Origin of the sequence: Prevotellamassilia timonensis, from assembly GCF_900106785.1 — a bacterium.
Classification (GTDB): domain Bacteria; phylum Bacteroidota; class Bacteroidia; order Bacteroidales; family Bacteroidaceae; genus Alloprevotella; species Alloprevotella timonensis.
Genome location: NZ_LT629844.1, coordinates 201,799 through 222,438 on the forward strand (window position 1 = coordinate 201,799; position 20,640 = coordinate 222,438).

The 20,640-nt window shown below is 52.2% G+C and carries 19 protein-coding genes; 14 read left to right on the forward strand and 5 right to left on the reverse strand.

Annotated elements, in window-relative coordinates; genetic code table 11:
- Positions 1-43 precede the first annotated feature (43 nt).
- From BQ5453_RS06355 to BQ5453_RS06365, 3 genes are all read right to left on the reverse strand, one after another.
- Entirely contained in the window at positions 44-1,255 is a 1,212-nt protein-coding gene (locus BQ5453_RS06355) for an imelysin family protein (RefSeq protein WP_071122565.1), read from the reverse strand.
- A gap of 84 nt (positions 1,256-1,339) precedes the next feature.
- Positions 1,340-2,716, reverse strand: a complete 1,377-nt coding sequence (locus tag BQ5453_RS06360; protein ID WP_022101327.1) for a porin — start codon at positions 2,714-2,716, stop codon at positions 1,340-1,342.
- A gap of 495 nt (positions 2,717-3,211) precedes the next feature.
- Positions 3,212-3,460, reverse strand: a complete 249-nt coding sequence (locus BQ5453_RS06365) for a hypothetical protein (protein ID WP_071122566.1) — start codon at positions 3,458-3,460, stop codon at positions 3,212-3,214.
- A gap of 265 nt (positions 3,461-3,725) precedes the next feature.
- Between BQ5453_RS06365 and BQ5453_RS06370 the strand changes: the two genes are divergently transcribed.
- Complete coding sequence (locus BQ5453_RS06370; protein WP_071122567.1) at positions 3,726-4,688, forward strand: helix-turn-helix transcriptional regulator; 963 nt, start codon at positions 3,726-3,728, stop codon at positions 4,686-4,688.
- Between the two features lie 515 nt (positions 4,689-5,203).
- A complete protein-coding gene (locus BQ5453_RS06375; protein WP_071122568.1) occupies positions 5,204-5,767 on the forward strand; it encodes a hypothetical protein in 564 nt (187 codons plus the stop codon).
- 303 nt (positions 5,768-6,070) lie between these two features.
- Here the strand turns inward: BQ5453_RS06375 and BQ5453_RS06380 are convergent, their stop codons facing one another.
- Together BQ5453_RS06380 and BQ5453_RS06385 are read right to left on the reverse strand one after the other, a co-directional pair.
- Positions 6,071-7,600, reverse strand: a complete 1,530-nt coding sequence (locus BQ5453_RS06380; protein ID WP_071122569.1) for an arylsulfatase — start codon at positions 7,598-7,600, stop codon at positions 6,071-6,073.
- Between the two features lie 39 nt (positions 7,601-7,639).
- Positions 7,640-8,806, reverse strand: a complete 1,167-nt coding sequence (locus BQ5453_RS06385) for a GEVED domain-containing protein (RefSeq protein WP_071122570.1) — start codon at positions 8,804-8,806, stop codon at positions 7,640-7,642.
- A gap of 816 nt (positions 8,807-9,622) precedes the next feature.
- Here BQ5453_RS06385 and BQ5453_RS06390 point away from each other — a divergent pair.
- From BQ5453_RS06390 to hisIE, 12 genes are all read left to right on the forward strand, one after another.
- Positions 9,623-10,000, forward strand: coding sequence for an ISAon1 family transposase N-terminal region protein (locus BQ5453_RS06390; RefSeq protein ID WP_143033257.1), 378 nt, complete (start codon positions 9,623-9,625; stop codon positions 9,998-10,000).
- A 34-nt stretch (positions 10,001-10,034) separates the two neighbouring features.
- Positions 10,035-11,078 carry a transposase gene (locus BQ5453_RS06395; protein ID WP_074027632.1) on the forward strand — a complete coding sequence of 348 codons (1,044 nt, stop codon included), beginning with the start codon at positions 10,035-10,037 and terminating at the stop codon, positions 11,076-11,078.
- A 168-nt stretch (positions 11,079-11,246) separates the two neighbouring features.
- Positions 11,247-11,624: an ISAon1 family transposase N-terminal region protein gene (locus BQ5453_RS06400; RefSeq protein ID WP_143033257.1), complete on the forward strand. Its 378-nt coding sequence runs from the start codon at positions 11,247-11,249 to the stop codon at positions 11,622-11,624.
- 34 nt (positions 11,625-11,658) lie between these two features.
- Positions 11,659-12,702, forward strand: a complete 1,044-nt coding sequence (locus BQ5453_RS06405; RefSeq protein ID WP_074027632.1) for a transposase — start codon at positions 11,659-11,661, stop codon at positions 12,700-12,702.
- Between the two features lie 67 nt (positions 12,703-12,769).
- The gene (hisG, locus tag BQ5453_RS06410; RefSeq protein WP_071122571.1) at positions 12,770-13,621 is read left to right on the forward strand and encodes an ATP phosphoribosyltransferase; all 852 of its coding nucleotides are present in this window, start codon (positions 12,770-12,772) and stop codon (positions 13,619-13,621) included.
- Between the two features lie 29 nt (positions 13,622-13,650).
- Positions 13,651-14,934 carry a histidinol dehydrogenase gene (gene hisD / locus BQ5453_RS06415; protein ID WP_071122572.1) on the forward strand — a complete coding sequence of 428 codons (1,284 nt, stop codon included), beginning with the start codon at positions 13,651-13,653 and terminating at the stop codon, positions 14,932-14,934.
- A gap of 12 nt (positions 14,935-14,946) precedes the next feature.
- The gene (gene hisC / locus BQ5453_RS06420; protein WP_071122573.1) at positions 14,947-15,984 is read left to right on the forward strand and encodes a histidinol-phosphate transaminase; all 1,038 of its coding nucleotides are present in this window, start codon (positions 14,947-14,949) and stop codon (positions 15,982-15,984) included.
- Positions 15,985-16,132: 148 nt separating this feature from the next.
- Positions 16,133-17,251 carry a bifunctional histidinol-phosphatase/imidazoleglycerol-phosphate dehydratase HisB gene (gene hisB, locus BQ5453_RS06425; protein ID WP_071122574.1) on the forward strand — a complete coding sequence of 373 codons (1,119 nt, stop codon included), beginning with the start codon at positions 16,133-16,135 and terminating at the stop codon, positions 17,249-17,251.
- The gene (gene hisH, locus BQ5453_RS06430) at positions 17,245-17,847 is read left to right on the forward strand and encodes an imidazole glycerol phosphate synthase subunit HisH (RefSeq protein ID WP_071122575.1); all 603 of its coding nucleotides are present in this window, start codon (positions 17,245-17,247) and stop codon (positions 17,845-17,847) included. Before hisB ends, hisH begins: the two co-directional genes overlap by 7 nt.
- Positions 17,844-18,551: a 1-(5-phosphoribosyl)-5-[(5-phosphoribosylamino)methylideneamino]imidazole-4-carboxamide isomerase gene (gene hisA, locus BQ5453_RS06435; protein ID WP_022102810.1), complete on the forward strand. Its 708-nt coding sequence runs from the start codon at positions 17,844-17,846 to the stop codon at positions 18,549-18,551. The genes hisH and hisA overlap by 4 nt, the downstream gene beginning before the upstream one ends.
- Positions 18,545-19,327, forward strand: a complete 783-nt coding sequence (gene hisF, locus BQ5453_RS06440; RefSeq protein ID WP_071122576.1) for an imidazole glycerol phosphate synthase subunit HisF — start codon at positions 18,545-18,547, stop codon at positions 19,325-19,327. Before hisA ends, hisF begins: the two co-directional genes overlap by 7 nt.
- A 2-nt stretch (positions 19,328-19,329) precedes the next feature.
- Complete coding sequence (gene hisIE / locus BQ5453_RS06445; RefSeq protein ID WP_071122577.1) at positions 19,330-19,938, forward strand: bifunctional phosphoribosyl-AMP cyclohydrolase/phosphoribosyl-ATP diphosphatase HisIE; 609 nt, start codon at positions 19,330-19,332, stop codon at positions 19,936-19,938.
- Positions 19,939-20,640: the final 702 nt, after the last annotated feature.

Below are 20,640 nucleotides of genomic sequence, written 5' to 3' on the forward strand. Positions count from 1 at the left end.
TTTACTCCTGTGCGTAATGCGTATTGCGCGTGGTGCGCGTTGTTTATTTCACGGTGCGTGCCTTACCATCTTTGAAGATGAGGAACTCGAGAGTGTGGAAACCACGCACGTTTTGTGCAGACTCAGTTACATTGCCGTCGTCACCCTTCTGGGTGATGTCTGCCCACTTTTCAGACTTCAGGATATTCTTGATACCTTCAGCATCGAGAGGCCATGAGTCCATGTTGGGGTCGAGACCGAGTTCGTCAACCGGGCCAAAGAGGAAAGCCTCACTTGTTTCCCACGGTTGGCGAGCAGCAAGCCAAGCCTTGGCGCAAGCCTCAAATCCGTCGTTGCTGGGGTTGGCCTGGAATGCGAGCACGGTGTTGTAGAGGGCGGCATTCTTTTCAGCCAATTCGCGGTAGGTGGGCACTACGATGTTGTCGACAAAGTTGTTGATGATAGCCTGCTTTGTGGCATCGTCAAGTTTGATGGCCTCGTCCTTCAGGTTAGTGGCCTCGCCTCCCTTCTGTTCCTCGTCAGTTTCGATTTCGCCAAGAATTTTCTGCAACTTCTCGCAAGCCTCCATGGCAACAACTGTCTGGTCAGAACCGATGTGGCTGCGGAAGGGCTGCACAATGGCCTGAATGGCATCTTTAGCCTTCCAGATGCAGTCGCGCACCTTGCGGTCGAGGGCGGGGTTGGCCACCGACATGGCGTGAGCCAGTGAGTTGGGGGCTACCGAGTCGGCAGTGTACACATCGCGTGTGCCATAGTAGGCGTTGCGCACAGAGTTGATGTTGTTGGTATAGTCGTCGCGTGAGTGCCAACTGTACCACGACTCAACGGCCAACACGGCATTGTCCTCATCGCCGTCCTTCCACTTTTGGTAGGGGTCGCCAATCTTGGCCGAGCCAACCTCGTTGGCAATTTCACCCATCTTTTCAACCATCTCCTGAATGCAGTTGTCTACATCGCCATAGCCAGTGCGTGCATCGTGGTTTTTGAAGAAGGTGGCGTACGAACCGCCTTGTGCCACGTCCTGGCCATTCTCGTGCTTGGTGTACTGTGTGGCCCATTGGTTGTAGAGCGTTTCGGCATCATTCTTCAGCAGCAGTGCTGTGTGTGCCATGTAGTTGCCCCACTGTCTGGCGTTGCCTTCGTTGTACTCGAGTTTGACAGCGTCGCCTCCGAAGGGGTCGGGGTCATCGCTGCATGATGTGATGCCGCAAGCGGCTACGGCTAACAGTGAGCCGAAAAGAATTGTCTTTTTCATTGTTTGTGTAGTATATTGTATTTTGTTTGTGTTACGTATTGGGGAAATTAGTAAACGGTTTGACAAGTAAGTTTGCCGGCAGGCTTATCGCTTGGTGAACCAGCCCACGTAGGCCACGCCGATAGAGAACTCGTTCTCGCTGTTATACTTGCCCTTGCCAAACATCTTGCTGGTGCCAATCTGGCGGGTTGAGTAGTCGGCTTTTATTACGAGGTTGGGCAGTGCATACCAGTTGACACCGGCTGTCCATTTGCTCACCTCGCAGCGGTGGTCCTCAATGTACAGACCCTCGCATTGTTTCTGCGGGTTGTAGTAGTCGTAGCGTGCAAAGGGGTAGATGGCCGGCACGTTGGCACCGCGGAAAATGCCTGCCAGGTTGAGTCCCACCTCAGCACCATAGCTCACAGCCTTGTGTGCCACGGGCACCACGCGGGTGTAGGGCGACTGGTTGGACAGCTTGGTGTTGACAGAGCTCACGCGGTCGGAGTTGGTAAGGCTGCCCCACATAAAGTTGGCACGCGCTGTGACCACACTGTTTTTGTATTGTGCATCGACGGTGTAGATGCGCAGCGGGGCACGGAAACTGTATTCTACCAGTTTGTCGGAGTTGGCAGTCGTGTTGGCGCAGTAGTAAAACGATGCGCCCACGCGCAGGCCCGGCACACCATTGTAGTTGAGGCGGAGGGTGTAGGCGGGTGAGGTAAAGTTGTCTTCCTCAAATATGCCTTGCTTGCCGCCCTGCACCCAGTTGTTGCGGTCGAAACCGCAGGCGTTGAGGCCGGCCGACACAATGGCCTGGTAGTCGAAGTTGGCATAGCCTTGGCCAAATGAGCCGAAGAGCTCAAGACCATTCTCGTGCCAGGTTGAGGGTATGAGGGTTGTTTCGCCCTCAGGGCGTGTGGTGCCGAAAAAGTTGATGGGCTCGTGGTGCTCGTTGGTCAGGCCAATGGGCAGAATGAGGTGACCCGCACGCACGTGCAACCAGTCGAAGGCTTTGTAGGTGATGTGGAACTGCTCGAGGGCTACCTCGCCACCCTTTTCAACCTCGGTTTCGTATTCGCCATTCTCAGAGTTCTCAAGTTCGTAGGCTGTGCCCACACCGCCCGATTCGAACTCTATCTCGGTGCCGAGGGTCCAGCGGGGTGAGAATTTGTAGTCGAGTGCAAACACAAAACGCGGAATGGCAATGGTGTTGCGGTGGTCCTTTTTGTTGCCTGTGCTGCTGCCGCGGAAACGGTTGATGCCGTAGTCCTTGAAGGCTGCCACCATTTCGCCGTAGCCGCCAAAGCGCAGCTTTTGGTAGTCATCGTCGGCACTGACGGCCTTGAGTTTCTTGGTCTTGGTTTGTGATTGGCTCACCATCATCACGCTGTCGGCCTTGACGGGAGCAACCTCGTTGTCGGCCTGGGCGTTGGCTGCTGCCAGGGCAGCAAGGGTGAGCATGGCTAATTTAGTTTTCATTCTTTATTCTATTGTGTTATATTATGCGTTGGTGAGATTGGTTGACGAGTTGACGGGTTGACGAGAGTTAACGGGTATGTTTGCCCAGTCTGTTCAACTCCTTGCCATTCTGACATTAATATAATAAGTAGTGTATGGCACACTTACTTGTTAACCTGTTAATCGAAGCCATGGGAAGAACTGTTATGCCAGGGAATTGCGTTCTAATGGGGGCGACGCGTCTCGCGTCGGGCATTTTCCTGCAACCTCTATGAATGTGTATGTTTCAAAAAAACAGGCGCGGGCAACAGGGGCTAAAGTGTGAATAAAGAATGAATGGGTGCAAAGTGTGATCACCTGGCAGCTGGCTTTGGTGTGTAGCCTTGTATTTCCCAATCTCCAGTCGTAGTGTGCGTGATGAGTTGGTCAAGGTGTTGTGTGTGATAACGCCAAGTCATGCCAGACTGTGCGCTGTGTCCACATCGATGCGTTGCCCGCGGGCCTGTTATGGGGGTGTCAGGCGGCCTTCTGCTTGCTTGTGGCAGCTTGGCCGTTCTGCTTGTTGCCTTTATTCTTTTTGCTCTTGCCCTTTTTCTGCTTCTTGGTCTTCTCTTTCTTTTTGACCGGTTGGGCGGGCGGTGTGGCGCAGGTTACGCCGTCGACTGGTTGGCTGACCGTGCGGCCGGTGCCGGCAGCCAATGGGGCTGCGCCTGCCAACGTCAAGAGCAGTGCGCCGAGGAGCAATTTCTCTTGTAAATGTTTCATTACATTCGTTATTTAATTTTTCGAGTGCAAAGTTACGGTGTGCTGAAAGTGGGTACAATCACCCCGATATAGCAAAAATAGGTACCCTGTGGTTAAGCCTATTTGTACTATTCTAACCCATAGCAGCGTCAAAATACCCAAATATGGGTACTTCAGTACGCAGCGTTATGTGTAAATTTGCAGGCGTGTAATGAATGGGGCGTGGGCATGGCATCGATTGGTGATGCTGCCCCGCTTGTGACAACAAGCATTAACAATAAAAAAGATGGTATACAATAACTCCTATCGATATAAGGAAACCGATCACATGTGCGATGTGATTTGCGATGAGCCATCATTGCTGCAAATGATATCGCGTTTTGGCATTCCGCTTGGTGTGGGCGACCAAACTGTGCGGCAGGTGTGCGAGGCACATGGCGTTGACACGCTAACCTTCCTGTCTGTGGCCAACTTTATACGCCGTGGTGCGCGTGGTGCGGCCGACAGCATAGAGAATGTGTCGGTGGCCTGCTTGACCAGTTATCTTAAACAAGCCCACTCTTATTTCCTCGACTTTCAGTTGCCGGCCATTCGCCGCAAACTGCTCGAAGCACTCGACTGCTCGCAGCCGGGCGAGGTGTCGTACCTCATACTCAAGTTTTATGACGATTATATGAGCGAGGTGCGCAAGCACATGCAGCACGAGAACCGCAAGGTGTTTGGCTACGTTGAGCAACTGCTGCAGGGGCGTCGCATGGGCGACTACTCCATATCGCAGTTTGCGCGTGGGCACAACAGCATTGATGTGAAATTGCAGGAACTCAAGAATATCATCATCAAGTATTATGCGCCTACCGAACAGGCCGAATTGCTCAACAACGTGCTGTTCGACATCTTTACCTGCGAAACGGACTTGCGCATACACTGCCAGGTGGAGGACGACATATTTGTGCCAGCGGTTGAGATATTGGAGGAGAAGGTTGGCGTGCAGCAAAACGATGCACCTGCCGAGGAGGAGAAAAAGCGCCCAGAGGATACGCTGTCTGAGCGTGAACGCGAAATTGTGCATTGTGTGGTGTGCGGCCTGTCAAACAAACAGATTGCCGAGCAACTCTTTATTTCGCTCAACACGGTGCTGACGCATCGCAAAAACATTGCGCGCAAGCTTAATATTCACTCTGTGGCGGGACTCACCATTTATGCCATCGTTAATAAGATCGTGAATATTGACGAATTGCAGAATAAGTAGGCTGTGCGGTGGCGCAGTGTGGTAGTGCAAGGGCTGATACTGGTTGATGGCTTCAACATACTCCAGTGTCAGCCCTTGTCTTGATTTTGGCAAATGTATTTTACAAATTTAATGTGGCGGAATTTGTGGCGATGTCGGTGGAATTTCACTATATTTGCAATATGTTATGATGATTGGCTACCATCTGCGTGTATTGACGAGGGAATGTGTAAGCCAAACGCAAAACTTATTTAGTAGAATTACTAACCTTACAAAACCTTAGCCTTATGTTGAGAACTTTAATACTATCAGCTTTAATAACACTCGCACCGGCGTGTATGTCGGGGCAAAGTACTATTTCGCGTGCACGGAAAACGGTGACGAAAGCGGCACCCGTTAAGAAATCTACACCCACAAGGTATAGGCGTACAACTACAACGAGTAGCCGGCGACCTGCTGCATCAACAAACACAGATGAAGTAAGCAGCCGCGAATATATTCGTCGTACAATAAGTAAATGGGGGGCATGCCGCAACGTGGCGATAACAAGCTACGGTGGTGATATTGCACTAAATCAAGGCAACGCATATGCGTATAAAAACATACCTTCAGACCTTGCAGAGTCTATTGATGAATTGCACGACAAAGGTGAATATATAGATGATATACAGCTGACGGAAGAAGGGCGCTATCTGATATTGTACGGCAATAATGGCATGATATATAAGGGACTGCCCGATGAATTGGAAGAAAAGATGAAGGAGTATAACGAGAACAAAGAGGTTGTCACTTCAATAACCTTTAATGACGAAGGAGATTGGATAATCGTGTCGACAGAGCACATTTGTGCCTCATCAACAGACATACAAGATTTTATAAAAGAAAAGATGGATGAGTATGGGGGCTTGCTTGCAGCTCACTTGACAGATGATGGCCTTGTGTTGTGTTACGAGGGAGGGTATCGTTTCCTCGGCAATGTGCCCGAAAACTTGAAGCAGGCGTTAAGAGAAAGTAGCTATGACGTGTATCGTATCAAGTTTACGTCGCAAGGATCGTACTTCTTTGCTGATAAGAAGGGCCGCTATCAGTATAATATGTAATATATTGCTGTCCGGCAAAACGTAAATATGCTATCGGACGCAAGCAGCAAACTCAAGCACTAAACGCTACCTCTAATGGGGGCGACGCGTCCCGCGTCGGGCATTAAGGCAAAGACTCATACACTAATAATAAAGACTCACAAACAGCACTAATTACACGCCTGTCTGTGAGCCTTTTCCTTAATGCCCGACGCGGGACGCGTCGCCCCCATTAGTGCTTGCGTTTCTTCAAGCACAAAAAAGCACTGAAGAGAATGTTGTTTCTCTTCAGTGCTTTTTGCAAATTAAATGTATGTAAGCGGCTTATTGCGGCAGCGTCACAGTGTTAAACTCATTCACATCGGGGGTGGTGTGCTGCTCATGGATGATTTGTACCAGTTCTTTCACGATGTCGGGGTGTTGGGCAGCCACGTCGTGATCCTCGTGCACATCGGTGGCAAGGTTGAACAACTTGCAGTCGCCGCGCTCCACATAGAGTTTCCAGTCGCCCTTGCGCACAGCCATTTGGTTGGTTTCGTGGAACTCCCAATACAGGAAGTCGTGCTCCTTCTGCTTGGCGTCGTCGCCTAACAGGGTGGGGGCAAACGAAATGCCGTCGAAGTAGTCGTTGGCAAGGCGCTTGTTGCCAAAACGCTCGGTGTAGTTGTCCTGACCGATGAGGTCGCAGAAGGTAGGCATGATGTCGTAAAAGGCCATTATGTGGTCGTTCACCTTGCCAGCTGGCACATGGCCGGGCCAGCGCACAATGAACGGAATGCGTATGCCGCCCTCATGGCATGAGCGCTTTTTGCCTTGCAGCTTGCCGTCGCGTCCAAAGAAGTCGGGGTCGCCGCCACCCTCCTCGTGCGGGCCATTGTCTGATGAGAATATGACAATGGTGTTCTTGTCAAGCCCTTTGGCCTTGAGCTTGTCGAGAATTTCGCCTACATAGGCGTCGAGGCGTGTAATCATGGCCGCAAACTGGGCGTGCGTGTTGACGGTGGCATGGTAGCGGTCAGTGCCGGCAAAGGTCTTGTCGTTGCAGAACTTGCCGTAATAGGCTTGCAGTATCGAGTCGTTAGGCTGGTACAGCTCGGCGTGGGGCAGTGTGTAGGTAAATAAACCATAGAAAGGCTTGTCGGCCGATTGATGGTCAATCCATTCAAGTGCCTCCTGATGTATCATGTCGCCCGAGTACTGCTTGCGCTTTTCATAGTCGGGGTTGGTGCAGCCGTCGCTGTACTTCACATTCTCGTCCATGGTGATGCGCACCACGTCGGTATCGCCGCGGCGTGGACTGTAACGGTTCAGGAAGTTGGGGAAGTAGCGGTGCGCCATGTACTGGCAGATGTAGCCATAGTACTCGTCAATGCCACGTGTCTTTGGGGTAGACACCGAGCCTTCGTAGCCGCCGGCCCATTTGCCAAACATACCTGTGGTGTAGCCGTTGGCTTTCATTATTTCGGGCAGTATGACGTGTGCCGTGTCGTAAGGCTCCTGCCCTACGCGGTCTGGTTCTGAGGTCACGCCGTATTTCACTGCGGGACGTCCTTTCCAATACTCTTTGTTGCCACGCACATGGGTGTGTCCTGTGTGCTGGCCTGTCATAAGTGTGGCGCGCGATGGGGCACTCACCGGACTGCCGGCGTAGGCTTGTGTAAAGCGCATACCCTCGCTGGCCATGCGGTCGATGTTGGGAGTCGAGATGTAGGGCTGGCCATAGCAGGCCAAGTCGCCATAACCCATGTCGTCGCAAAGAATAAATATGATGTTAGGCTTGCTCGCCTGCTGTGCGTGCATACCCATGCCCAGCATGGCGGCACTGCCCAGAAGTAGTTGCTTGGTATAACTCATAGTATGTTGTAATATATGTATATAATAGGAGTGGTGTTGTTACTTAATCTTCTTCTGTCGGTTTTGAATGTAAGCCCCCTTATGTGTTTTGGGGTTGACACGGCGGCCGTCAATGCCGTAGGCCGCGCTGCTTGCCGTTGCGTCAGTGCCGTTGTTGGCCACGATATCGTTCACTTTGGTGACGGTAGGGTCGTTTGTTACAAATATCTGGAAATCGTAGGTAGCACCGTTCACATCGTCGTCGGCATCATCAAGGCCGTTGTCGTTGACGCGAATGCGCATGCGCGATTTGCCCTCGGCGGCCTCGGCAGGCACGGTAATTTCGGCAGAGCCGCTTTTGTTGTTAAGAAACTCGTGTTTAGATTCAAACACACCGTCCTTGTCCCAATCAAAGTATGCTGTTACGGTGTAGTCTGATGTCATGCCCTCAGCCTCGTATTTAAGGTTGAAGGTCTTGCCCTTTATTACCTCGGCAGAGTCGGTGCGCACCATGTTGTAATAGTTGCCGGGCTGTGCGCTGGCTGTATAGTTGAGGGCGTTGGCTACGTTGCCATTCTCGCCGGTAATGCTCAAACTCTTGAGGTAGGCCGCACCTTTGTCGCCACAGGGCAGTACGTAGATGCCCAGGCGTTTGCAGTATTCAGAGCGTTCGATGGGTGCCGGTGCCTCGTAGTCGTATGCAGACTCTTGAATGTCCCAATAGGAGTTGCCGCGGTTGTAGCGAATGTGGTATGCTACCACCTTGCCTTGGCCGCCTGCATAGTTGAGTCCGAGTGTGCCGTCCACCGTGTTGTCAATAGTCTGGTCGGTGCTGCACAGGTAATAGAATCCCTTAAATGCGCCAGCCCCATCGTTGGTGTTTGGTTTTATTTCAAACTCAACGGGGGTGTTGCCTACCTTGATTTGTTGGCTCTCACCTGGCGTTTTCGAACTTTGTACATAACGCTTCGACGTCACGTTCTGTATGTAGTAGCAGTTTGCCTTTTCGGTGGGAACGAATTGCCAATATTGTTTGTTCGTATTGGTTTTTGGGGCAGTGTTGAGTACGCTGCCATTCTCGTAGATGTACGAATTGTTGTCGTTGTTGCGGTGTATCACATACACCTTCCCCTTTTCGGGAAAAGTGTGCCCGTCATCTGCAAGGGCAGTTGTTGAGCAAGTGAAAACCATTGCGGCTGTCAGCAGCAGTGTCTTTTTCAGTTTCATAATTGTCAAAATGTTGTGTGGGTGGTATGTAAGTAGGTGCGCGTTTTCAGTGTAAAATAACTCTGCTCCACCTACTTAGTAATGCAAATATATCGCATTTAGTCTGATTGACCAAGCGTTGTGGGTGGCGTATGGCCGGTTGAGGTGTTCTAAAACATAAAATAGCCCGCAACGCAGCCGTTACCGACGGCATTATTGCGGGTTATAGTGTGTAATATACATGTTGGCAGAATTGGTAAACAAGTTGACAAGTAAACGGGTTGACGGGTAAGTTAGCATAGCCTTCTCAGGCTTTCTGCCATTCAGACTTAACACGATAAGCAGTGTATGGCATACCTGCCTGTTAATCCGTTAATCTGTTAAAACCGCGTGTTGCTAAAATGCTGCATAATATTACATCGTGTCTTAGAAAAACGTGCAAATGCTTGCATATATCAATTAAAATGCCGAATATTGCAGTCAATTTATTACAGATACAACCTTTTTAAGCACCAGCTTAAGGGTGGTTCTAATAATTCTGAAATAGGGATTTGTGCGCTATCGGAAGTGTATTTTTGAAAGTTTGTGAGGGAGTATAGCGGGCTATGTGACCGAACAAACTTTCAAAAAGACGCTTTCGAGAGCGTGCAAATCACATTTCAGAATAGCAGAACTCTAAAAACAGAATTTTTAGAACCACCCTTAATACAAAACGGCGCACCCGACAAACCCTGTGGAGGGCTGTGCAGATGCTAACCCAAAAACTGAGTTGCCAAACGATACATGATTGCCCAAAAGTAGTACCTTTGCACTATGAATCAGAATGGCAATAAAAATATGTATGAGGGCCTCGCCTCATATTTCCTCCCCGAAGGAGTTCTTAAATATTTCGAGGTGACAGACTTTGCAACACAGCGTACTCTGGACAAGGATGTTCTTTACACAACAGAGCTTCACATCTATCTGGATGAGCGCGACAATCGCACACCAGACATGAAGGATTCCGTGAGCAATGGTTTTGGGGAAGAATCATGTTTACTTGACTATCCAGCCCGAGACAAGAAGGCGGTACTTCACATACGAAGAAGGCGTTGGACAATGCCGGATGGCACAACAAGAAGTGTTGACCTTGACAAGGAGTTTGAACTGAAGCATAAGGGCACTCGATACGCGAAGGACTTCGCGCTTTTTTTAAAGAGGGCGAATGGACTCTGAGACGATAACCGCTCGTCAGATTGGTTATACGTACATGATTAACAGCTCCACGTTTGCCAAAAGATACAAGGACGCCCTGAGTAACTTCGAGACGTGGGAGCAGAAGGATCACGCATCCAAGTGGATTCTTATTCCGCAAAACGTAGGTAAGGAGCAAGGCATAGACGAGACCTCCCTCCAGGGCGAACTGTACACTATCGTTCACAACAAGGATGCCCATGGTCGCAAGGGTGCAATCATAGCAGTAGTCAAGGGAACGAATCCTGCTGACGTACTGAAGGTTCTCATGCAACTACCTGCAGATAAGCGTGAAATGGTTGAGAATATCACGATGGATCTCTCAGATTGCATGCGTGTCATAGCCCGAGAGGCATTCCCTAAAGCCACAGTCATACGTGACTGCTTCCATGTCGTAAAACGCGGTGGAGAGGGCTGCGAAGAGATACGCCTGCGCCTGAAACGAAAAGCCGTAAAGGAGGCGAACAGACAGAAGGCAGAGTTTCGCAAATACCTCGAAAATCTGGCAGCGCAGAGAAAGGCTTACCGCGAGCGAATGAGGAAAAGGCATGGGAAGAACTGGAAGAAGAGCAAGCGCGGAAGAAAGCCTATGAGGCTGAACACTCGCTTTGAACCCAAAAGGCTTGAAAATGGCGAGACTCTTGTAGAGGCACAGACACGATGTCGCAAGCAATTGTCCATGAGCCGAGAGAAGTGGAGCGCAACGCAGAAAAAGCGTGCGAAGATACTTTTCGCACTCTACCCAAAACTTGAAGAAGCATACAATCTGATCAACTCCCTTAGAGCCATATTCAGAAACAAGAAACTCACAAAGGAGACTGCCAAACAGAATTTCAAGGGGTGGTATGAGAAAGTGGCTTCCTGCACTCTGCGTGAAATCAAGTCCGTACGCGATACCATCAGATTCTATGAGGATGAAATCCTGAACTACTTTGACGGACGTAAGACTAACGCTTCAGCTGAATCGTTGAACTCAAAGATCAAATGCTTTCGTGCACAAGTAAAAGGAGTCATAGACATACCATTCTTCATGTATCGTTTAGCAACAGTTTTGGGTTAGCATCTGCACGGCCTACTCCACAGGGTTTGTCGGGTGCGCCTANNNGGCGCACCCGACAAACCCTGTGGAGGGCTGTGCAGATGCTAACCCAAAAACTGAGTTGCCAAACGATACATGATTGCCCAAAAGTAGTACCTTTGCACTATGAATCAGAATGGCAATAAAAATATGTATGAGGGCCTCGCCTCATATTTCCTCCCCGAAGGAGTTCTTAAATATTTCGAGGTGACAGACTTTGCAACACAGCGTACTCTGGACAAGGATGTTCTTTACACAACAGAGCTTCACATCTATCTGGATGAGCGCGACAATCGCACACCAGACATGAAGGATTCCGTGAGCAATGGTTTTGGGGAAGAATCATGTTTACTTGACTATCCAGCCCGAGACAAGAAGGCGGTACTTCACATACGAAGAAGGCGTTGGACAATGCCGGATGGCACAACAAGAAGTGTTGACCTTGACAAGGAGTTTGAACTGAAGCATAAGGGCACTCGATACGCGAAGGACTTCGCGCTTTTTTTAAAGAGGGCGAATGGACTCTGAGACGATAACCGCTCGTCAGATTGGTTATACGTACATGATTAACAGCTCCACGTTTGCCAAAAGATACAAGGACGCCCTGAGTAACTTCGAGACGTGGGAGCAGAAGGATCACGCATCCAAGTGGATTCTTATTCCGCAAAACGTAGGTAAGGAGCAAGGCATAGACGAGACCTCCCTCCAGGGCGAACTGTACACTATCGTTCACAACAAGGATGCCCATGGTCGCAAGGGTGCAATCATAGCAGTAGTCAAGGGAACGAATCCTGCTGACGTACTGAAGGTTCTCATGCAACTACCTGCAGATAAGCGTGAAATGGTTGAGAATATCACGATGGATCTCTCAGATTGCATGCGTGTCATAGCCCGAGAGGCATTCCCTAAAGCCACAGTCATACGTGACTGCTTCCATGTCGTAAAACGCGGTGGAGAGGGCTGCGAAGAGATACGCCTGCGCCTGAAACGAAAAGCCGTAAAGGAGGCGAACAGACAGAAGGCAGAGTTTCGCAAATACCTCGAAAATCTGGCAGCGCAGAGAAAGGCTTACCGCGAGCGAATGAGGAAAAGGCATGGGAAGAACTGGAAGAAGAGCAAGCGCGGAAGAAAGCCTATGAGGCTGAACACTCGCTTTGAACCCAAAAGGCTTGAAAATGGCGAGACTCTTGTAGAGGCACAGACACGATGTCGCAAGCAATTGTCCATGAGCCGAGAGAAGTGGAGCGCAACGCAGAAAAAGCGTGCGAAGATACTTTTCGCACTCTACCCAAAACTTGAAGAAGCATACAATCTGATCAACTCCCTTAGAGCCATATTCAGAAACAAGAAACTCACAAAGGAGACTGCCAAACAGAATTTCAAGGGGTGGTATGAGAAAGTGGCTTCCTGCACTCTGCGTGAAATCAAGTCCGTACGCGATACCATCAGATTCTATGAGGATGAAATCCTGAACTACTTTGACGGACGTAAGACTAACGCTTCAGCTGAATCGTTGAACTCAAAGATCAAATGCTTTCGTGCACAAGTAAAAGGAGTCATAGACATACCATTCTTCATGTATCGTTTAGCAACAGTTTTGGGTTAGCATCTGCACGGCCTACTCCACAGGGTTTGTCGGGTGCGCCTACAAAACCGAAAATACTAAACAGCCTATGCTACGTATAGCAATACAAGCCAAGGGACGGCTTAACGAAGACACAATGGCCCTGCTGGCCGATGCCGGCATTGATGTGGCACAAAGCAAACGCAAGTTGATAGCACGTGCCAAGGGCTTCCCCATCGAAGTACTTTATTTGCGCGACGACGACATACCCCAGGCCGTACACATGGGTGTGGCCGATGTGGGCATTGTAGGCCTTAACGAGGTAGCCGAGCGTGGCATGGCGGTTGACGAGGTGATGCGTCTCGGTTTCGGCGCTTGTCGCATATCACTGGCCGTTCCGCGTGAGGTGGACTATCCCGGTTTGCAATGGTTCGAAGACCGCACAGTGGCCACATCGTACCCCCATGTGTTGCGCCAGTTCTTTGCAGACAAGGGCATACATGCCGACATTCACGAAATAGCCGGTTCGGTAGAGATAGCCCCCGCAGTAGGCATGGCCGATGCCATATTCGACATCGTGTCGTCGGGCGGCACCCTGGTGCAGAATGGTTTGCGCGAGGTAGAGGAGGTGTTTTATAGCGAAGCCGCCCTCATAGCCCGTCAAGGACTGGACGATGACAAGCTGGCCGATATCGAAAAACTCAAGTTCCGTTTCAACTCCATAGTCAGCAGCCGCGGCTACAAATATGTGCTGATGAACATACCCACCGCGCTGGTAGACCGGGCTGTGCAGATAGTGCCCGCCATGCGTTCGCCCACCATATTGCCTTTGGCAGCCGAAGGGTGGTGCTCCATGCACGTGGTCATAGCCGAGGACGTGTTGTGGGAAAAGGTTGAACGCCTCAAGGAACTCGGTGCAGAGGGCATACTCGTGCTCAATCTCGAAAATATGATACCTTAAAAACGTTTGCCGAAAAACACTCACTCAACATGCAAATAATCATCAATCCAGATAAGTCCGTATGGGACAAAATGTGCGAGCGCAACGCCCCGAGTGACGACAAGGTAATAGAAAGTGTGCGCAGCATTGTGGCCGAGGTGCGCCACAGTGGCGATGAAGCCCTGCGCCGTTTTGCACACGACTTTGACCATGCCGACATAACCGACATCGAATTGTCGGCCGAGGAGCGCAAGCAGCTGGCGGCCAAGGTCACACCCCAAGTGCGACAGGCCATCGACGCAGCCCTTGTCAACATCAGTGTCTTTCACAAAGCGCAGATGCCCGAGCCTGTCGAGGTCGAAACCCAACCCGGTGTGCGCTGCCTGCAAAAGGCGGTACCCATTCAGCGTGTGGGACTTTACATACCTGGCGGCCGCGCCCCGCTCTTCAGCACCGTGCTCATGCTGGCCGCCCCGGCCCGCATAGCCGGTTGCAAGCACGTGGTGCTTTGCACGCCCCAGGGTGCCGACGGCCGCATCGCCCCCGAAATAATATATGCGGCCAATGCTTGCGGTGTTGACCACATCTACCGCGTGGGCGGTGCACAAGCCATTGCCGCCATGGCGTATGGCACAGAGAGCATAGCCCGTGTGGACAAGATATTTGGCCCTGGCAACCGTTTCGTTACCCATGCCAAGCAACTTGTGAGCACCGACACGGCCATCGACATGCCAGCCGGCCCCTCCGAGGTGCTTGTCATGGCCGACCACACCGCCAAGGCCAGCTATGTGGCAGCCGACATGCTGTCGCAAGCCGAGCATGGCCCCGACAGCCAGGCCATACTGGTGTGTCAGAGCGAGGACTTTGCCCATGAAGTGGCCGCCGAGGTGGAACGCCAAACCGCACTGCTGCCGCGTAAGGAACTTGTTGAGCAGTCGCTCAGCCACAGCCGCATACTGGTGTTTGCCCACCGCGGCACCATGCTCGACTTCAGCAATGCCTATGCGCCCGAACACCTTATCATATCGATGGACAACCCATGGGACATAGCGGCCGATGTGACTGCGGCTGGCAGCGTGTTTGTGGGCAATTACTCGCCCGAGTCGGCCGGCGACTATGCCTCGGGCACCAACCACACCCTGCCCACAAGCGGCTGGGCGCGCTCATACAGTGGCGTGAACATCGACAGCTTTATGCGCAAAATAACATTCCAGACGCTCACACAACAGGGCTTGCAGTCATTGGCTGGCACCATAGTCACCATGGCCGAAGCCGAAGGCCTGCATGCACACGCCCAGGCTGTCAATGTGCGAATTAACGACCGTGCGAATTAACGACCGATAGCCATGTACATACGCAATAATATAAAGGAACTCTTGCCCTATTCCACAGCGCGCGACGACTACAAAGGTGGCGACATATCAGTATGGCTTGATGCCAACGAAAGCCCTTACAACAATGGCGTCAACCGTTACCCCGACCCACACCAAAAGGCGTTGAAGGGCGAGATAGCACAACTCAAGGGTGTCACGCCCGAACAGGTGTTTGTGGGCAACGGCAGCGACGAGGCCATCGACCTCTGTTTCCGCATATTTTGCGAGCCAGGTGTCGACAATGTGGTAGCCATAGCCCCCACTTACGGCATGTATGCGGTGGCGGCAGCCATCAACAATGTGGCCGTGCGCGAGGTGCCGCTCGAGGCCGAAACCTATGCGCTCAATGTGCCGGCCATGCTGGCTGCAGCCGATGCCAACACAAGGCTCATGTGGGTGTGCTCGCCCAACAATCCTACGGGCAATGCTTTCAGCCTGCAGCAGTTAGAGGCCTTGGCCGACAACTTCGGCGGCGTGTTGGTGGTTGATGAGGCTTACATCGATTTCTCGTCGCAACCCTCCATGCTCACCGTGCTCAGCAAACACCCCAACGTGGTGGTGCTGCAAACGCTCTCAAAGGCGTGGGGCATGGCAGGACTGCGTCTTGGATTGGCCTTTGCCAGTCCCATGATAGCCGACATCTTTGCCCGCGTAAAATATCCCTACAACGTAAATGCGCCCACCCAGGCCGAAGTGGCCAAGCGCTTGCATGCCGAGCCACACGATGCTCATGTGTCCGAGGTGTGCAGCCAGCGCCAGTGGCTTGCCACCGAACTGGCCAAAATGTCTTGTGTGCTGAAGGTGTATCACAGCGATGCCAATTTCTTGCTGGTCAAAGTGACCGATGCCGATGCCATTTACGACCACCTTGTGGCTAATGGCATCATCGTGCGCAACCGCAATCGGGTGAAAGGCTGCGAAGGCTGCCTGCGCATTACCGTTGGCACACCTGCCGAGAATGTGAACGTAATAGATGCCTTAAAGCGATCCGTTGGTGAAATTCTTGGTTAACGGGTTAACAAGTTGACAGGTTAACAAGTAAATATGCTATACTTGTTATGTTAAAGCAAGAAAGGTGAGAAGCTTGACTAACTTACCCGTTAACTCGTCAACCCGTCAACTCGTCAACTAATTCCGCCAATGCCTTAAAGCAATATGTATGAAGAAAGTATTATTTATTGACCGAGATGGTACTATTATAAAAGAGCCGGCCGACGAGCAGATTGACTCGCTTGAGAAACTCGAGTTTGTGCCAGGTGCCATCAGCGGACTGCGCTCGGTGATGCAGACCGACTACTTGCCATTGTTGGTAAGCAACCAGGACGGCCTCGGCACCGAGAGTTTTCCCGAAGACACCTTCTGGCCCGCTCACAACAAAATGTTGCAAACACTCAAGGGCGAGGGCGTAACCTTTGCCCGCGAATATATAGACCGCACATTCCCCGCCGACAATGCGCCAACACGCAAGCCTGGCACGGCCATGCTCACCGCGTATATGACGGACGACTACGACCTGAAACACTCTTATGTAATAGGCGACCGTGCCACCGATGTGCAGCTGGCTGTCAACATGGGGTGCCGTGCCATATTGTTGCAAAAGCCCGAAGTGGCTGCCACCATGCTCAACACGGTGCAGCAGCACGTGCTGGCTCTTGCCACCGACGATTGGGCCGACATTGCCGAATTTCTGCGTCGCACAGAGCGCCGTGCCGAAGTAAAGCGTGCCACTGCCGAAACCGACATTCACGTGATAGTCGACCTCGATGGTGGGGGCGACACATTGGTCAACACCGGACTGCACTTTTTCGACCACATGCTCAGCCAGTTGCCACACCATGCCGGCATATCGCTCTACTGTGTGTGCAAGGGCGACCTCGAGGTGGACGAGCACCACACCATGGAAGATGTGGCCATAGCCCTTGGCGAAGCCCTGCGCACAGCTCTTGGCAGCAAGCGCGGCATCGACCGCTATGGCTTTGTACTGCCCATGGACGAATGCGATGCCATGGTCACACTCGACTTTGGCGGACGTATCGACTTTCAGTGGGACGTGCCATTTACGCGCGAGTATGTGGGCGACACACCCACCGAAATGTTCAAGCACGTGTTCCAGTCGTTGTGCGCCGCCATGCAGTGCAACTTGCACATCAAGGCGCGTGGCGAAAACAATCACCACCTTATCGAGGGGGTGTTCAAAGCCTTTGCGCGCGCCTTGCGCCAGGCCATTCACCGCAATGTGTTCAGTTACGAACTTCCAAGTAGTAAAGGTACATTATGATAGCAATCATCGATTACAAAATGGGCAATTTGCGTTCGGTGCAGAATGCCCTGTCGCGTCTGGGCGCCACATTCGAGGTAACGGCCGATGCCGCCACCATACGCCGTGCCGACCACGTGTTGCTGCCCGGGGTGGGAAATTGTGCCGAGGCCATGCACAACCTGCGTGAGAGCGGGCTCATACCCGTCATCAAGCAGTTGCGCCAGCCCGTGCTGGGCATCTGTGTGGGGCTGCAGGTGATGTGCCGCGACTCTGAGGAGGGCGCTGCCAATGGCCAGCTGACCACCTGCATGAACATATTCGACGCCCATGTGCGCCGTTTTCCCGACAGCGCCGAGTTCAAGGTGCCACACATGGGCTGGAACACCCTTGGCAATCTTGAAAAGAAACTCTTCGACGGCATACACAGTGGCGACAGCGTGTACTATGTACACTCTTATTACCCCACCTTGTGCCCCGACACCATAGCCACCACACGCCACGGCCTGATGTTCAGTGCCGCACTAAAGTACGAGCAATTCTATGCCACACAGTTCCACCCCGAAAAGAGTGGCGATGTGGGCGAGCGCATACTTAAAAACTTTATCAGCTTATGACCATACTTCCCGCAATAGACTTGATAGACGGCCGCTGTGTGCGTCTGTCGCAAGGCGATTATGCGCAGAAAAAACAATATGACGCCAGCCCCGTCGACATGGTACGCCAATATGTGGCGCATGGGTTGCACCGCGTTCATGTGGTCGACCTCGATGGTGCCAAAGCCTCCACCCCCCAAAACCTCGACACGCTGCGCCAGCTGGCGGCCGTGCCGGGGGCCGAAATAGAGTGGGGCGGTGGCATAAAAAGTGCCGAGGCGCTCACACAGGTGTTCGAGGCCGGGGCGCGCTATGCTGTGGTGGGCAGTGTGGCTGCCACCAAGCCCGAACTCTTTGAGGCATGGCTCCACCAGTTTGGGGCTGAGCGCATGGTGCTTGGTGCCGATGTTAAAAACGGACTCGTGGCTGTGAATGGTTGGCTCGACAGTGTAGACCAAACCATCGACAGCCTTATCGACCGTTTTGTGCCACACGGCTTGACACAGGTTATCTGCACCGAAATATCGCGCGACGGCATGCTGCAAGGCCCCGACACCGACCTCTATGTGCGTTTGCAGCAAAAGTATCCTGCTGTAGACATTACCGTGTCGGGCGGCATATCGGGCATGAATGACATTGAACAACTGCGCCAGCTCGGCCTGCGAAAGGTGATTGTGGGAAAGGCCATTTACGAAGGACGTATAACACTTGACCAATTATGTTGAGCAAACGAATTATACCATGCCTCGATGTGAAAGAGGGACGCACTGTAAAGGGCGTGCACTTTGAGGACTTGCAGGACGTGGGCGATGTCGTGGCCCTTGGGCAGCATTATGCCCGCACCGGCGCCGACGAGCTGGTCTACCTCGACATCAGTGCCACACGCGAGGGACGCCACACCTTTACGCAACTCGTCAGCCGCATAGCCGACGGCATAAACATACCTTTCACCGTGGGCGGCGGCATTAGCACCATCGACGATGCTGCACGCCTGCTCGATGCCGGTGCCGACAAGGTGAGCATCAACAGTGCGGCCCTGCGCACTCCCGAACTCATCGACCAAATAGCCGCACGCTACGGGTCGCAGTTTGTGGTGGTGGCCATCGATGCCCGTCACCAGCCGCTCGCACCCGACCAGGCTGAGGCCGATGCCCTTTGGACGGTGTGCACCCACGGCGGCACACAGCCCACCGACCGCGAACTCTACTCGTGGGCACACGAGGCGCAGGAGCGTGGTGCGGGCGAAATTCTCTTCACCTCGATGAACCACGACGGCACCAAGCATGGTTACCCGTGCACCACTTATGCCCGCCTCACCGCTGGCTTGCGCATTCCCGTCATAGCATCGGGTGGCGCCGGTTCGGCGCACGACATTGCCGAGGTGCTGGCCCAGGGACATGCCGATGCCGCCTTGGCCGCCAGCATATTCCACTATGGCGAAATAACCATACCCGAACTCAAACAGGCCCTCAGTCACGAGGGCATACCCGTAAGACTGTAAATATGGAACAATTAAGTTGGGACAACATAAAACTTGACAAATGCGCCGACGGCCTGCTGCCCGTAGTGGTGCAGGACGCTGTCACACTGCGTGTGCTGATGTTGGGGTACATGAACCGCGAGGCGTTTGAAAAGACGCTGCGCGAGGGGCGTGTCACCTTTTTCAGCCGCACCCGCCAGCAGTTGTGGACAAAGGGCGAAACCTCGGGCCACTACCTCATGGTTGACAACATGTACATTGATTGCGATGCCGACACCTTGCTCATCAAGGCCAATCCCATAGGCCCCACCTGCCACCGTGGCACCACGGCTTGTTTTGACACCCCTGCCGCCGAGGGCTTCATACGTTCGCTCTCGGCCCTTGTGCGTCGCCGCCATGCCGAGATGCCCGAAGGCTCCTACACCACACGTTTGTTCATCAAGGGCATAAAGGCCATTACCAAAAAGGTGGGTGAGGAGTGTACCGAAAGCATCATCGAGGCCGTTGATGGCAATCGCGAGCGCTTCATCTACGAGGCTGGCGACCTGATGTATCACTATCTTGTAATGCTCGAACAAATGGGTGTGACCCTCGACGAAGTGGAGCACGAACTGCTCTTGCGCCACAGCTGACGCCTTTGTTTGTGTGCAAGCAATGCCTGCACACTCTTTGTTTGTGAGTTACGAGATCAGCCGCTAACGCGGAGAACATAAGGACAAAAGGACATAAGAACAAAAGAACTTCAAGACATACGGGCATGGACTTGCGTCCATGTGCCCTCAAGAACATAAGGGCTACGCCGTTAAGCCCATGAGCGTCATAAACAAGAAAGCAATAACATTAAACGCTACGGCGTAGCCCTTATGTTCTTGAGGGCAAATGGACGCAAGTCCATGCCCGTATGTCTTGAAGTTCTTTTGTTCTTATGTCCTTTTGTCCTTATGTTCTCCGCGTTAGCGGCTCGCTACGGCGTCAGCCCTTATGTTTCTTTGGCCACGTGGACGTTAGTCCGTGGCCAGCCGCGCAGCGGCCTTTTGTGTATCTTATGTAAACTTATGTTGCTTATGTTTTACGCGCTAAGCGGCTAACCAATTTGTACACAAATATTTGCCCATTCCTCGTCTGCCTACATGTAAATGAGTACGAGTGTTTTTACTGCCATCTTACACTTTATGTACATAACAAGTTGATATTCAGATGTTTCAAGAGTGTAAGATGATTTCAAAGTATCTTACACTCCCCTGCACACATCTTACACTCCTCGCCCCGCTGCCTCGCAGTCGGTTTGGACGTATGCGGCGGGTTTTACGCCATAGGGACGCAGAAAAATCTGT